Source organism: uncultured Roseibium sp., from assembly GCF_947494555.1.
GTDB lineage: Bacteria > Pseudomonadota > Alphaproteobacteria > Rhizobiales > Stappiaceae > Roseibium.
This window is the reverse complement of sequence record NZ_CANLVF010000002.1, coordinates 1,012,831-1,026,420: the sequence shown is the minus strand read 5'-3', so window position 1 is coordinate 1,026,420 and position 13,590 is coordinate 1,012,831. Positions and strand designations below refer to the sequence as shown.

The 13,590-nt window shown below is 52.3% G+C and carries 20 protein-coding genes and 1 pseudogene; 6 read left to right on the top strand and 15 right to left on the bottom strand.

What is annotated here, in order from left to right; translation table 11 throughout:
- The first annotated feature begins 212 nt into the window (after positions 1 to 212).
- Complete coding sequence (locus Q0915_RS13230; protein ID WP_299471994.1) at positions 213 to 827, top strand: class I SAM-dependent methyltransferase; 615 nt, start codon at positions 213 to 215, stop codon at positions 825 to 827.
- Between the two features lie 402 nt (positions 828 to 1,229).
- On the opposite strand, the gene Q0915_RS13225 is transcribed toward Q0915_RS13230, so the two are convergent.
- From Q0915_RS13225 to Q0915_RS32095, 8 genes and pseudogenes are all read right to left on the bottom strand, one after another.
- Entirely contained in the window at positions 1,230 to 2,048 is an 819-nt protein-coding gene (locus Q0915_RS13225; protein WP_299471993.1) for a hypothetical protein, read from the bottom strand.
- Positions 2,045 to 2,608, bottom strand: coding sequence for a sugar O-acetyltransferase (locus Q0915_RS13220; RefSeq protein WP_299471992.1), 564 nt, complete (start codon positions 2,606 to 2,608; stop codon positions 2,045 to 2,047). The genes Q0915_RS13225 and Q0915_RS13220 overlap by 4 nt, the downstream gene beginning before the upstream one ends.
- A gap of 97 nt (positions 2,609 to 2,705) precedes the next feature.
- Positions 2,706 to 3,104 carry a helix-turn-helix domain-containing protein gene (locus tag Q0915_RS13215; protein ID WP_299471991.1) on the bottom strand — a complete coding sequence of 133 codons (399 nt, stop codon included), beginning with the start codon at positions 3,102 to 3,104 and terminating at the stop codon, positions 2,706 to 2,708.
- Positions 3,105 to 3,158: 54 nt separating this feature from the next.
- Positions 3,159 to 3,902, bottom strand: coding sequence for a VOC family protein (locus tag Q0915_RS13210; protein WP_299471990.1), 744 nt, complete (start codon positions 3,900 to 3,902; stop codon positions 3,159 to 3,161).
- The gene (locus tag Q0915_RS13205; protein WP_299471989.1) at positions 3,850 to 4,455 is read right to left on the bottom strand and encodes a glutathione S-transferase family protein; all 606 of its coding nucleotides are present in this window, start codon (positions 4,453 to 4,455) and stop codon (positions 3,850 to 3,852) included. Before Q0915_RS13205 ends, Q0915_RS13210 begins: the two co-directional genes overlap by 53 nt.
- Positions 4,456 to 4,457: 2 nt before the next feature.
- Entirely contained in the window at positions 4,458 to 5,135 is a 678-nt protein-coding gene (locus Q0915_RS13200; protein WP_299471988.1) for a glutathione S-transferase family protein, read from the bottom strand.
- Between the two features lie 45 nt (positions 5,136 to 5,180).
- A complete protein-coding gene (locus Q0915_RS13195) occupies positions 5,181 to 5,843 on the bottom strand; it encodes a glutathione S-transferase family protein (protein ID WP_299471987.1) in 663 nt (220 codons plus the stop codon).
- A 127-nt stretch (positions 5,844 to 5,970) separates the two neighbouring features.
- Positions 5,971 to 6,294, bottom strand: a pseudogene (locus Q0915_RS32095) (winged helix-turn-helix transcriptional regulator); the annotation flags it as partial.
- 201 nt (positions 6,295 to 6,495) lie between these two features.
- On the opposite strand from Q0915_RS32095, the gene Q0915_RS13190 reads away from it, so the two are divergent.
- From Q0915_RS13190 to Q0915_RS13175, 4 genes are all read left to right on the top strand, one after another.
- Positions 6,496 to 6,948, top strand: a complete 453-nt coding sequence (locus Q0915_RS13190; RefSeq protein ID WP_299471986.1) for an SRPBCC domain-containing protein — start codon at positions 6,496 to 6,498, stop codon at positions 6,946 to 6,948.
- A 431-nt stretch (positions 6,949 to 7,379) separates the two neighbouring features.
- Complete coding sequence (locus Q0915_RS13185) at positions 7,380 to 7,736, top strand: nuclear transport factor 2 family protein (protein WP_108872929.1); 357 nt, start codon at positions 7,380 to 7,382, stop codon at positions 7,734 to 7,736.
- 42 nt (positions 7,737 to 7,778) lie between these two features.
- Positions 7,779 to 8,135: a metalloregulator ArsR/SmtB family transcription factor gene (locus Q0915_RS13180; RefSeq protein ID WP_299471985.1), complete on the top strand. Its 357-nt coding sequence runs from the start codon at positions 7,779 to 7,781 to the stop codon at positions 8,133 to 8,135.
- Complete coding sequence (locus Q0915_RS13175) at positions 8,132 to 8,653, top strand: SRPBCC domain-containing protein (protein ID WP_299471984.1); 522 nt, start codon at positions 8,132 to 8,134, stop codon at positions 8,651 to 8,653. The genes Q0915_RS13180 and Q0915_RS13175 overlap by 4 nt, the downstream gene beginning before the upstream one ends.
- 75 nt (positions 8,654 to 8,728) lie before the next feature.
- Here the strand turns inward: Q0915_RS13175 and Q0915_RS13170 are convergent, their stop codons facing one another.
- From Q0915_RS13170 to Q0915_RS13150, 5 genes are all read right to left on the bottom strand, one after another.
- The gene (locus Q0915_RS13170; protein ID WP_299471983.1) at positions 8,729 to 9,202 is read right to left on the bottom strand and encodes a GNAT family N-acetyltransferase; all 474 of its coding nucleotides are present in this window, start codon (positions 9,200 to 9,202) and stop codon (positions 8,729 to 8,731) included.
- Between the two features lie 145 nt (positions 9,203 to 9,347).
- A complete protein-coding gene (locus tag Q0915_RS13165; protein WP_299471982.1) occupies positions 9,348 to 9,767 on the bottom strand; it encodes a hypothetical protein in 420 nt (139 codons plus the stop codon).
- A complete protein-coding gene (locus Q0915_RS13160; protein WP_299471981.1) occupies positions 9,764 to 10,507 on the bottom strand; it encodes an SDR family oxidoreductase in 744 nt (247 codons plus the stop codon). The genes Q0915_RS13165 and Q0915_RS13160 overlap by 4 nt, the downstream gene beginning before the upstream one ends.
- A gap of 24 nt (positions 10,508 to 10,531) precedes the next feature.
- Positions 10,532 to 11,287, bottom strand: coding sequence for a DUF2182 domain-containing protein (locus Q0915_RS13155; RefSeq protein WP_299471980.1), 756 nt, complete (start codon positions 11,285 to 11,287; stop codon positions 10,532 to 10,534).
- Positions 11,274 to 11,978 carry a DUF899 domain-containing protein gene (locus tag Q0915_RS13150; protein WP_299471979.1) on the bottom strand — a complete coding sequence of 235 codons (705 nt, stop codon included), beginning with the start codon at positions 11,976 to 11,978 and terminating at the stop codon, positions 11,274 to 11,276. Before Q0915_RS13150 ends, Q0915_RS13155 begins: the two co-directional genes overlap by 14 nt.
- 154 nt (positions 11,979 to 12,132) lie before the next feature.
- Here Q0915_RS13150 and Q0915_RS13145 point away from each other — a divergent pair, with 154 nt between their 5' ends.
- Positions 12,133 to 12,498: a helix-turn-helix domain-containing protein gene (locus Q0915_RS13145; protein WP_366525285.1), complete on the top strand. Its 366-nt coding sequence runs from the start codon at positions 12,133 to 12,135 to the stop codon at positions 12,496 to 12,498.
- A 17-nt stretch (positions 12,499 to 12,515) separates the two neighbouring features.
- On the opposite strand, the gene Q0915_RS32090 is transcribed toward Q0915_RS13145, so the two are convergent.
- Both Q0915_RS32090 and Q0915_RS13140 read right to left on the bottom strand, forming a co-directional pair.
- Complete coding sequence (locus Q0915_RS32090) at positions 12,516 to 12,725, bottom strand: SRPBCC domain-containing protein (protein ID WP_366525284.1); 210 nt, start codon at positions 12,723 to 12,725, stop codon at positions 12,516 to 12,518.
- 213 nt (positions 12,726 to 12,938) lie between these two features.
- The gene (locus Q0915_RS13140) at positions 12,939 to 13,562 is read right to left on the bottom strand and encodes a LysE family translocator (protein ID WP_299471978.1); all 624 of its coding nucleotides are present in this window, start codon (positions 13,560 to 13,562) and stop codon (positions 12,939 to 12,941) included.
- Positions 13,563 to 13,590: the final 28 nt, after the last annotated feature.

Here is a 13,590-nt window from a genome sequence, read left to right as displayed (position 1 = left end):
AGGAGGCTGAACGTCTTTGGAGAGCTTCCTTCAGGAGATTGCAAATGTACTTTGACAGCGATCCGGAAAAGCAGAAGTCTGCACCTTCAATTCAAGGTTAGCAGCAGTCGTTCAAGAATGGCATTTGAACGAAATACGAATCTGTAAGTTCAGCGGGCCGAGGCAAATCATCGGCCGGTTTCTGCCCTCAACTGTATAGTTAGGAATAACCTATGGCGAGTAAGGGCAACCAGGTAATCGATGTGTATCGCCGCCATGCCAATACGTGGACCAATTTGCGCGGAACGGATATGCCGGAGCGCAAATGGATCAACCGGTTCGTATCGGTTATGCCCGAGGCTCCCTCCGTACTCGACCTGGGCTGTGGTTCGGGAGAACCTATCGGTCGGCACCTTGTAGACCTGAGCTGCAAGGTGACAGGCATTGATGCTGCACCGGAATTGATTGAAATTGCAAAAAAAAGGGTTCCAGAGGCCAACTGGCTCCTCGCAGACATGCGCGCCTTTCGGCTGGATTTAAAATTTCACGGAATTTTGGCTTGGAATAGTCTGTTTCATCTCTCACCGGACGAACAGAGCCATATGTTTTCAACCTTTAAACAGCACGCGTTGCCAGGCACTGCGTTGATGTTTACAAGCGGTCCGGCTCGTGGAGAGGTTAAGGGAGAACTTGAAGGGGATCCTCTTTACCACTCCAGTTTAAGCACAGAACAGTATGCAAATTTGCTAAATCTGAATGGCTTCGACGTGATATCCCATGTCATTGAAGACCCTGAATGCGGCCAGCATACAGTGTGGCTTTCGCGGTTCAATGTAGACCCTCCTTGAAACCAGAGAACCTTGTTGCAACGTCCGTAAGCGTTGAGCCTGCTCACGCTACGGTTTAGGTCCGGGGCAGAGCAGAGAAAAAATCACGCTGCAGACCGTCAGGAAAGTCCGCTCGCCGAATTTTTTCCCCCCAATCCATGCGAGTATCCACATGTGCCGAGAATCTCGCTTGTTTGATTGAGTTCCATCATCCAAACGCCGAAATCCGACAGGCGCTATGATCCCAAATCCGATTTGAGGCGCGGTCGCGTCTGGCCGGGTGATAATGGCCCGACATATGTCCTTGAGGCATCCTTGTCAGTGTAGAACCTTTGATAGGCATCGAGCCCGCGTTTGCCTGGTGGGACCGACGGTAGCCGCTCGCTGTCAAGTTTAGGGATTTTCATGGCAAGTACATTCAGCTCACGTGATTGCGAGCGTAGGAGCTAATTTTTCAATATAGAAGGAAACGACATCGCCGGTTCTTTCCAGCGGATTAAGTTCACCTGTGGGCTCATTTGAGAGCATGACTGATAAGGTGCTCTCTGCCACCTCTTCGACCTGCGCGGAAATCACGTCTGAGATAACCCCGCACTGGATAGTCTTGAGGATTTTGCCTTCGCTGTTGTTTTTTGAAACTGCGTACAGATGAGAGGAATCCAAATTGACGATATCGCATCCATTTGAGCGAAATTCATCCAGCATTCGGTCATCTTCGCGATAGATAGCATCGCCAGTAGCCGCGTTTACAGGATGCATTTTCACCTCTTGCGTTTGGTCCCACAGGTCTGCGACCTCGTCTGCCAGGGGGAAGTCTGGTTTGAATTTCCTATCGGGTGAATAATGACGAGAAGTACCATCGAAGGCGGTTGCCGAATTAACGACATAGAAGTCCCCCATGGCCAGGCCCTTCGTTCCCAGCCCACCTGCAAGACCATAGGCAAGAATGTAGTCAAATCCGTAAAAAGCCAGCTCTTCCACAGTTGAAGATGCTACAGGCCCTCCATAGACATGCTCAAGAGAGAGGAGCTTCAGTGATCCATGCTTGATGGTCCTCACGCTGCGTGGGGAAACGTGGATGAAGTGTTGATCGGTTTCTGACTGGGGTTGATACGCGTCCAAACTTCGAGGTGGAGGGCAAAATCCCATCAGAGCTATTCGGATACCGCCAAACGTGTTGGGAGCAAACCTTTGCCCCACGAGGTCTTTGGGCGTCAGGTGAAATCTGGTAAGTGATGTCATGGGCCTGCCGTTCGGGAGCGGCTTATAGGCTTGGCCGGATTTCCTACTACTATTGTGTTTGCAGCGACGTTCTTCGTCACGACGCTGCCAGCGCCAACAATAGCACGGTCACCAATCGTGACACCTGGAAGGATCACAGCAGCGCCACCAATCCAGACCTGATTGCCGATCGTCACTGGCAGGGCGATTTCGAGACCGGCAGCCCGCTTGTCTGGGTCCTGATGATGTTCAGCGCAATAGATTTGGACATTCGGTCCAAGCTGACACTGGTTGCCAATCGTAACGGAGGCACTATCCAAAATTGTGCAACCTGCATTCAGGAACGTATCATCGCCAAGCGCTATGTTGAAACCGTATGGGCAATAAAAGGGGGCTTCGATAATGGCCCTTGGAGCGTTAAGCAACTTTCGCAATGATGGGCCCATACCATCGCGATCGGCTGGATGCATAAGGTTGTGCTCGTGGACCGCAGACTGCGCGACTTTTCTGAGTGCGTCCAGCTCGGGATCCAGGCAGGAATACCAATCTCCTGCCGCCATTTTCTCTCGTTCGGATTTCATTCTGGTGCTTGTGTGCTTTGAAGCGAGCCGCGGAGGCACGACAATTTGTTGAAAATGGTAATGCGTTTGGATTGCAAATCAAAAGTAATATTCGTGCTCATGCTTCACCTTGAGGATTCGGAGCGCTCCCCGCAACCAAGTTGGCGAGGTAATCCTGCGGAACCAATGTCTTGTCGTCCCACTTCTGCGACCATTGGACCATAGCCAGAAACACGGGAGCCAGATCTTTTCCTTTGCTCGTCAGCAGGTAGATCGATTTTCGGGCATCGTCCGGATCGGGCGTCTTTTCGAGGATCTCTTTGTTTACCAGGTGCTCCAGCCGGTTTGCCAACACGTTCGTGGCGATACCCTCTTCCGAGCTCACGAAATCCGAATAGCGCATTGCCGTCCCGAACATAATGTCGCGAAGGATTAGCAAGCTCCATTTGTCACCAAATGCAGCCGCAGCGTATCGGAAGGGGCAACCAACCCATTGTTCTTTGGATATTTTAGCCATGAGTCCTACGTAACACAGCCAAACTAAGTTGTAAAAATGAAGTCGTTGGGACGTTCAATCAAGTATCCTGGATCCTTGTGGGGTTTCGATTTCTGCTTCCAGCTTGAAAGAGCCGCTTGTGACTTCGATGCTGGTTCCTTTGTACCTGTTACCAAGCCAGTTTGTAATGAACTGAGCTTCCGGATGGCGCACATTGAGGGATTTTATGCTGCATCCGCGACTGCCCATACTGGCAGCCACGTGCGCGCCGCGCGGCCATTGCAACAAAGTTGGGAACGCACCATCAAGCGGCATCGAGCCATCGCTTGGCACCGAGATGTCCCAGGTAAGGTTGCCGCGTGAAACCTGCGTAACTTCTCCGGCGAGACCATTTAGCCTATCAATCTCTCGATGGATCGAGTCTGTTCCCACGACCCAGGTAAGAATCCGTGGCGGACCCTGAAATCTATCAAGATTGTACCAACGGGGAGTCATTGGACTGGGGGCGTCTGGATCGATGGCGATTACCTCTAGAAACGAGGTCGGTCCCAACGACGTGAGCAAGTTGTGTGTCCCCATACGGGGATGTTTCCCGCCAGGTGGCATGACTATGCCTAAGGTTTCTTGGATATAAGCCGCCCCCACATCAAGAGTAGTGGCACCTACCGCGATATGATCGAAATACAAAGGCGAAGTAGGTGTACTAGCAGCGCCGGTTTTCTCAGGCGTCAAGTTATGTCCTTTGTCAATAAGAGCCAAAAACCCGCTACGCTTTCCAACTTTCACGGTTGCGAACGCCAGCAGACCATCTGATGGCATGGTGGCAATCTTCTGGCGCAGCGAGGTCAAAAATGTCGGCAAGCATCAACGCGGTCATGCCCTGCACATCTGCGAACGTGAAAGTATCGCCAGCAATAAACGGCCTCCCATCTGAGAGCTCTTGATCCAACCATTGCCATTTTTTTGGCATCACACGCCGTTGGGCGGCGGCAAAGTCCGGGACTTGTTCGATAACACTTGCAAAGAGCGGCAACTGGTGACGCACCATCAGGCCTATGGGAAGGAACAGCTCCTGATAGATCCTCTGGCTCCACATCTCAATTAGCCCGATCTCAACAGGACTGCGCCCCATGAGGGGAGCGTCGGGAAAGAGAGCATCCAAATACCGGCAAATGGCGATGCTATCGGTTATGACGTTCCCGTCGTCGAGCTCCAAAACAGGGACCTCGCCGAGCGAGTTGAGCTTTCTAAATTCGGTGGTCCGCGTGTCGTCGCCCAACACCAGCTCCACCTTTGGGACTTCAATCCCCTTTTCAGCTATGAAAATCCTTACGCGTTTCGCGTTTGCTGCCTGAGCATCATAAAGTTTCATGTTTATTTCCAATGTGGTGGTCGGGTAGAGGCGACACCCTCAAGAACCGATATTCTTCCTTGCCAGGCCGACAGAAGCGGGAACATTTCATGGAAATTCTCAATTCCAAACAGCTTCATTGAAGCGGGTTTCGTCTCCCAAGCCCGCATCACCCGCGCAACGTCCGGAAAAGCCACTGCATCGGCCGCCGACGGTTCTTCGCCACATAGAAATGCGCCATTCTGCAGAAGTTGCTCAAGAACGGCGAGTTCGGTTTTGAGAAGCTTGGAAGCGCGGGCAATCTGGTTGGGGTCGGCAGGGTCCAGTTTGGGCTCGCCCTCGGAACCATTAAAGACCGGAAACACAACCGCGTTCGTTGCGTTGAGCAGATAGTCGCTGTGCCGTGTGGTTGTTCGCCATATTCGTTTCATGCTGTCGGGACTGCTCCCGAAGAGCGGGCGTTCCGGAAACCAATTGTCGAGCAATCCCAGAATGCTAAGTGACTCCAGGAAGATCTCACCATTGTACTCGACAGCAGGAACCTTGCCGTGCGGATTGATGGCCAAATAGCGGGGCTGTTTGTGCTCCCTTTCTGACCCGTTGAGGTAGTTCACCTCATAGTCGACGCCTTTGAACGCGAACCCCAGCAAGACTCTCCAACCCATGGGAGAGCCACTGATATTGTGCACAAGTATGCTCATTCATTGCCTCCGTGTGTCATCGACGTTTGCAGCAGCGCTGATTGTTTAGCTGTTCCAATGGACCGGCAGGCATTTCTCAAAGCCGTCGAGGGCTTCAAGGCGCCGCGCCCATGCATGTCCTTTGGGGAATTTCTGATCGAGATCGACGAAGCCCAGCTGTGTCATGAGATCTGAATGTGTTTCGAGCGCTCGAGCCAGAATGCGGACTTCCGGATATGTAACTGCATCGGCCGCAGTTGGGGTGTCACCGGCCATGAAGTTCTGACCGTCCAGCCGGTTTTCGAGCCACTGAAGTTCATACATGACCGTATCGGCGGCATCCTGCAGCTCTGACGTCACCTCGTCTGCACCTTTGAAGAAGATCGGGAGAAGCAGGGCGTTCATGCCATCCCGCAGCTTGTCTGTTGTATCTCGGGTGGTGGACCAGATTTTCGCGTGTTCCTGCGGACTACCGCCGAACAGTGGACGGTCAGGATATTGCTGATCAAACCAAGACAGGATCGCCAGTGAATCGGTGATAACAACATCGCCGGCAACGAGAGAAGGGACGCGGCCGCGCGGATTAATTTCAAGGTAGTCGTCTGACTTGTGCTCGCCGTCCGACAAGCTGAGATATTTCACATTCAAATCTAGGTCCTTGATGACCATGCCAAGGAGTACTCGCCAGCCACGCGGAGAGCCGCTGATTGTGTAGATGGTGGGTTCCATACTCAATTACCTTCCGTGGAGTTGTGCATTTCGTGGCGACCTGGAACCTGGACAGGGGCTCTATCTGTCTTGATGCGGTTTGGATCTCCACCCGGAACGGTGGAGTCTTTGTCCCGGCTTCCGCCCAGGCGATTCTGTCAGCGAAGACTGGCAGGCGCGCGTCGCCCGTTTCAGTCAGGGCAAATTCGAGGTGCAGCGAGCCGCTTTCTCCTTCCAGCTTCTTCATCAACCCTCCTTGTAGAATCTTGTTCAGCCGAGTGATGGGATGGTTTGTCGAGATGTCTTCGGCAGACTTTGCGAGCCCAACAAAATGCAATGGTTCTTTGAACAGCTGGTCGCGCAAAATGATGAGGCTCCAGCTTACGCCCAAGATGAAAGCTGCGAAGCGCCGTGGGCAATCGAGCCTGTCTTCTGGGGAATGGATATCATGAGATTCAAATATCCAAATCACTTTCTTAATGCAAGTTAAATATTGATCTCTCTGAAAAATGAGTCTACTAAAATGCAGAAATCTCAATATTTACCAGAAAGCTGAATAGGCACGCATCCGCTCGACTCGAAAACAAAGTGCAGGTTTGCAAGTTAAAATTTTGTGGGTGTACCAGGCAGGTAAAGAGCCCGCGCTAAAGACACTGAACGAAAGAGGGAAGAAATGAACGGCCGGAACTACAAGAAATCCATCCGCGTGATTGCGACTAAAGAGGTTGCGTTCGACGCTCTTACAACTGGTATCGACAGGTGGTGGACGAGTGAAGCAGGTAAATTCGAGAACGAGGGCGATGTTGCCAAGTTCGGTTTTGCCGGCCGCAAGGGTTATTGGTCGTTCAAGGCGACGAAGCTGGATCCAGATCTTGTTGAGTGGGAATGCGTTGAGGCCCTGCATATTCATGATGGCTTGCCGGATGAGATAGAGACGGAATGGCTCGGCACCCGGGCAGTCTGGTCGATCGAAGAGAAAGACGGCGTTACCGACATCCAGCTTGAACATGAGGGCCTGACGCCGGACTTGCATTGCTATGAGATTTGCGAGGCGGGCTGGGACATGTTCTTTGTCGACAGCCTGAAAGCGTATCTTGATACCGGCATTGGGAAGCCGTTTTCCTGAAACCCTTGACCGGGTTCGTGCATCCTGGAACTCAAATGGCGGACGACGCGCTCACGTTCTAGACATGCCGGCTCATCCGCTGGTAATCGCCGATGTGCTCCCGGTTCCTGCGGCTGCCTGAATGGTGGCGTGCTGTCACGAAACACGCTTTGAGCCCGCCATTGCTGAAACATATGCGACGATCTCTGTTCCCGTAGGCGATGCCCTGCGACGGTAACAGGCGTTTGTGTTTGAGCCAAAAGCAGCTGCGTTCGATGGCAACGAACCGCCACAAAGGTCTCCTCATGAGTATGTTGTAAAAACCAGAGTTTGTGAGGAGTGCCGTCATGGCATTCGGATTCACAATGACGGTCAACAGAGGTAGGGCTTGACAACTAAGCTGTTTAGCGAAATATTAGCCAGGTAGCGAAAAGAAATATCAGGACAATCCCATGACCCCGACCCAAAAGGCAGCACTTGATCAATTTTACGCGGGTGCCACCGCGCAAGATGCTTCTATGATCCGCCCGCTGTTGACCGATGACTTTACGTTCAAAGCTCCGATGATGAACTTCGATGAACCAGATGCCTATGTTGCGCATCTGGTCGGGTTTTGTGGCTATGTGAAGGATTCACGCCATATCGCCCAAGGCAATCATGTCGTGCATGTCTTCACGTTGGTGGCAACGATGCCTGACGGTGAGAAGGAGTTGGAAATGTGCGATATTTTCACCTTTGTCGGCGATAAAATCGCGAGGCAAGAACTCTATACAGACTCAAAACAATTCCCCGACGAGCAAGCCGCCTAGCCTACGGGCATTCTTCCCATTCCGCGGTCAACGAGGGCATAGATGCAAGAGATAACCCCAGAACTTGTGCGCACCTTTTCTGCGCTCAGCGATCCTGTGCGGATGGCAACGCTCGCCAGGCTGGCCGAAGGACCAGCCACTGTGGGAGAACTGGCAGAACCGTTTGCACTCTCGGCAGCAGGGTTTTCCAAGCACCTGTCAGTTCTTCAGTCTGCGGGATTGGTTGAGAAGCAGCTTGATGGCCGCAAACACATTTGCAGCCTGAATGTGGAGCCATTGCGTGCAGCCTTCGATTGGCTGTCTTTCTACCGGCACTTCTGGTCAGACAACCTGGACAGGCTGGATACGTTTCTTGGTCAAATCAGCGCCAAGGACACAGGAAAGAATACAGGCAAATGAGCTCCAGCCACAGCGTTTTGCAAACGCGTATTTTGAATGCTGCGCCCGAAGAGGTTTGGGATGCCTGGACACAGCCAGAGCTTATGAAGCAATGGTTTTGCCCGCTGGGTATGAAGGCTGTCGAAGTTGAGGCCAATCTGGAAATTGGTGGCTCTTTTCGTATTGTCATGGATGCGAGTGATGCCCCGATGCGGCCGCCACCGGAAATGGGGAACTTCCTGACAGCCTATGGCACCTATCAGCATATTGAACCTCAGAAAGAGTTGGTCTTTTCCTGGGCGTGGGAAGGGCGGAACGAAACCAGTCAAGTGACGATCACACTTGCCTCCAGGGGTGACAAGACGGAGCTGGTGCTTAAACACGATGGGCTGATGGATGAAGCCAGCCGGATATTCCATGAAGACGGTTGGACACCAACGCTGGAAAACCTGTTGCATTATCTGAATAACCGAGAAAAGAAGGTGAAAAGCGCGCGAGAACGCTCACCTTCAGTGCCCTCGTTTCCTGCATTGCGATAGTGAAAGAGGCCGAGGATGGCGCGCAAAGGTGCCCTGACATTCAAAATAACTGCAAATCGTCAGCAAGGCACAATCTCAAGCACTGTTCTTTGTCTTGTCGTAGCTCATGACATGAGCTGTGATACGAAAGGCCTCATTGCCCGGCATCGCTCCTGAAGCGGTATGAACATGCTCAAAGCCGACTGATCTGTAGAAGGCAAGCGCAGGCTCATTGCCTGAAATCACCTCCAGAAAAATCTCGGGCCCACTTCGGTCAACCGCGGCTTGCGCCAAAAGTGAGCCGATACCGGTTCGATAGCAGTCTGGATTAACATAAAGCCAGGTGAGTTCAGATGCTGAAAATGCGACAAACCCATCAACACGGCCATTCATTTCAGCAACAAGCAACTGGTATTCGAAAAGACCTTCCCGCGCCGCAGCGATGCGAAGCGGAATGAACGCTTCCTGCAGATTTGACAGTCGCAGCTCATCCAAACGAGCGGCATCGTGGATGTCGCAAATACGTGGATAGTCTTTATGCTGGTAAGGACGGCAAAAGTATCGGGTCATCAGGTGGAGCTTCGGGTCAAGTCGGAGCAGATGTGTTCAATCGGCCACTTGTATTGGGTCAGTTCAAGAAAAACGAAGGATCGGTCACACGGCCGATCCTTCTGAAACTTGCACAACATGGGCGGCTGGGATCATCGAATCCACTTTAGCCGGTTGGCGACGCCTTGGTTTTAGGGGCAAATGACAACCAGGTACCCAGTATCGTCCCGTGCAGGAATATGAAACCTCCCGCAATCAGGAACCATCCCGTCAGATCGGTTATATCGACCTTCGCAGCGGTTCCCACCAAAGCCGACGCAGCTGCATACAAGCTGACGCACCAGCTGAGTTTAAGCGCTCCCCAAAGGCCGTCGTTTGCCCATTTGGAGTGGATGTAAAGAGTGGTAATTGCGGTTGCTTCCATGATCCATGCAAGAAAACCGAATGCGTAGATCGGATCGGCCATGCGAGTAAAAACGCCAAGCTCGACATAACGCTGCTCAAACAGGGCCACATGCCAGACGATGCTGGTCACCGCAGTCAGGACAAACGCTCCGATCCACGTAATCAGAAACCGGGAGTTCATGCGGCCGCCATCCCTGTGCCGGTGATGACATAGGCTTTGTTTTCTGTTGGTTCAGTGTGTCTCAACAGCGACGCAACGTGATTGGCAATCTTGTTTGCAGTTAGCGGCTCATCCCATTGATTGAGAAACTGGGCGACTGGTTTGCCAACTGCGGCTGAATATGCTTCAGCTGCCGCAAGGCCTAGGACCGTCCCCTGAATCAGTTGCTTCGGTATGATTGAATAGAACGTGAGTCCCAGATCCAGAAGCTCGGATTCCTTTTGCGCATAGTCAGTCAGGAAGTGCTGCATCCGTTTTGCGCCGGCATACCCTCCCGATAGCCGCGAACCGGAGAGGCCGGCACCGCTCGAAAAGCTCACGACAATGCCGCCTTTTTTCATAGGCTGGGTAAGGGCGGCAGATGAGAAAGCATGAGCAATTCGGGTATCAGTATTCCATGCACCACTGAACTCATCCCACGACTGCTTGTAAAATGGGATCATTTTAGGCTCGTAGCCAACCGTCAGGATCAGAAGATCGGGATCAATCTCCTTCATCAACTTGTCCGCCACCCCGTCAGAGGTTGCGTCCATCGCCATTGTGTTGAGGTCTGGCGAGTCAGCCTTCAGCTTTGCAAGAGAGACCTCTCCCCTGGCCACTACAGTGGTATTTGTTCCTTCACGCGAGAGTGAGAGCGCAAGCTCTTTGCCAGCGCCACGGCTGCCGCCGATGACAAGCGCGCGTTCATAATTAGGTTTCATGGGTTTCGCCTTTGTTTTGTTTTATTAAGTGAGCATCGCAACGGCTGCGCAGAGACAGGCGACACCGATGGCGATACTGAGGGGCTTCGGGTTTGGGAGGGTCTTCTCCAGTGTCACGACAGTAGTCAGTAGAGCGACCCAATAGATGTTCATGACGCCGCCAATGAAGAGCAGCAGCATGAGAGGAAATGAGGAAATAAGGCAGTTCAGGCCGTAAACGGCGCCATTCGGAACGGGAGTCCGATCAGATGGGGCGGCGTGGCACGTTGCCAGACTGTGAGCCTTAAGCTCCGTAAATTGATAAATCCCGGCTACTGCGAGGAGCGCACTGCTGAACCAGCTGTTGGTGCTCCACATTTTCATGCCATGTAGTAGGCCGGCACCCACAAGCAGATACTGCATTGCGGTTGCCAAGATGGAAAACCCAAGCCAGACGCCAGCGTAGCTGATCCAAAACCGGAGCAGATTTGCAGTCGCAGACAGGTCCCCCGTGCCTTGCGACGGTAGATGCCTAAAGGCCCCAGGCATCATCATCGCGAGCATCATGGTCCACCACATGAATGTCATTGACAACACGCTGATGCTGGCAGGGGATCCCGTCATTGCATCATGATTGGTGACATCAGGGAACCCTGGTACGGACATTCGCCAAACGTCCATACCGGTTCCTGCACCAGAGAAGAAAAATATCCAGCAAGCCAGGGTGATGATGATGAGGCCTGACCCAGCCATGGGTACGTTGCGAAGCATCTGTCTGACGCCCAGGTCAATAGGCGTCATGATGCCTGACCCATTCCATAGGGTTGCCCTCTGCGGGCTCATTCCGCCCCATGGGTACCATGTCGATATAGCTGTAGGCCGCGTTGGTCACATCTAGCCCACGGCCATATGTTGAATATGTGTGATAGATGTTGCCTGCGTCGTCCTTGGCAAAGACACTCGTGCCGTGTGCTTCGTCCATTGGATAGAATGTCTTTTCCTTGAAGTTGTAGGTCACCGGGTATTCCGGCTTGTGGTCAGAGCCAAAGCTGACATCGAAGTCCGCATTGAAGCTGTTCGAATGCGAAGACACCCAGTTGAAGTTCCATCCCATCCGTTTTTTGAACGGCATGAGAAGGCTAATTGGAGCCCGTGAAATCGCCACGAATGCAATGTCGCGGCCGTTCAAATGAGGTTCGAGGCCATTGAAGCTGTCAGCCCAGAAGGAGCAGCTTTTGCAGCCCTCAGTCCATTCAGGACCGAACATGAAATGGTAGACAATCAGTTGGCGCTTTTCGCCAAACAACTCTGCAAGAGATACTTCGCCAGTTTCGGTCTCAAACAGGTAGTTTTTGTCAATCTTCACCCAAGGGAGGGAGCGGCGCTCTTCCGATAGCGCATCCTTCTGTCTCGTATGTGCTTTCTCTTTCTCAAGGAGTGCTTTGCGCGCTGCGAGCCATTCTTCCCGAGATCCTGTTTTGAGCGGTTGCATGCTGGTTTCCTTTCCGGATTAGCCCGGAGATTGAAGATCTGCGGGGCTATAACGTTTGACGGAAACCATATTGCATCCTAGTCTTCATCGACAAGAAGGCAGAATTTTTGTATATAGTACGAAAAAAGATACTAATGGAATGGAGCGGTAACGAATGCTCGAAAAAACCTCAAAACCGTCGGATCAGAAATCTGGCGCTGCGAATGCGTCAGAGCCTGAGCTTTGCCCGATGCCGGACATCGCCAAGCTTATCGGAGGGAAATGGAAGCTCATCATTCTTCAGATACTGATATTTCAGGGTACCAAGAGATTTAATGAGCTACGGCGGCTATGTGATGGCGTCACTCAAACGATGCTGACCAACCAGCTTCGCGCATTGGAAAGAGATGGCCTGGTCGAGCGCAAGGTTTATGCTGAAGTGCCGCCACGGGTTGAATACACGGCAACACAGAGGGCTTTAGACCTCGAGGAGATGTTCGAAGCGATGCACAGTTGGTGGCTAAATCACAGCGGCCAATGAGCCGGGAAGGGCCATCATCATTCGTGGACCGGAGGCGTCGTTTTCCAGGGTTCCTCTCCGGGCGATGCCCTAGACGCTGCGAGCGCAAGACGCGCCAGAAAATGCTTCCATCCAGTTCCATGCCCGGATGATTCCTCTGGAGAAAGTCCTGAATGAACCAAAGTCAGCTTTGAACCATTTTCCGTTTTGGAGAGTTCAATTTTGAGGTTCGTCGCCCCAGGACACAAGTTGTTTGGGATTCACAAAGTGATCGTAAACCGATTCCGGAAAGGTGTTGATGTCTATAGATTGCGTATAAATCTCAGACATCTGGTTCAAACTTGTCCTTAAGCTTACCCAGATTGCCGGTCCAAAATTCAGCAACGACTCGGACACTGGTTGGAAGCCTTCTGATCGATATCGATTTTCTTTCTAACAGGCTGGAGCCCTCTAAGCTGAAATCAATGTTTGTCCAGTGCGAGTTTCAATCCGAGCGCAATCAGCACACTTCCAAAAAGCTTGTCGATGAGTTTGCGTGACTTTGAAAAGGCCCGTTTGACCGGTGCGGTACCAAACAGCAGTGCGACAAAGACCCACCAAGCACCGCAAGCGAAGGTGTCAACGAAAACAACCACCGCAAGCAGCCAGAGCGGTGCATCCGGCGGAATCAGGACCGCGAACAGGCTTGTATAGTAGGCAATCGTCTTCGGATTGCCGATATTGACAAGAAAGCCCTTGAGGAATGGCGAAGATGTACCGGAAACGTTTTCGCTCTCGGCGTCCGGCTTTGTGTTCCTAAAGCTGGAAATGAGCATGTTCGCGCCGAGCCAAGCGAGATAAAATGCACCCAAGTATTGCACGATATGAAACATCGTTGGCGAAGATGTGATCAGGGTACCCAAACCAAGCACGGCGAGGCTTGACCAGATCGCGATTCCCAAGGTTATTCCACCTGTCGCGATAAGCGCGGAACGCAATGATTCACGCGTCGAGAAACTGCTTACTAAGATGAAATTTGGGCCAGGACTCGCTGCTGCTGCGATTTGCAGGCCAGCCACCAACAATAACAGGAAAAAGGTGTCCATCGACTGGTTCGCTAGTTCAGATGATGCC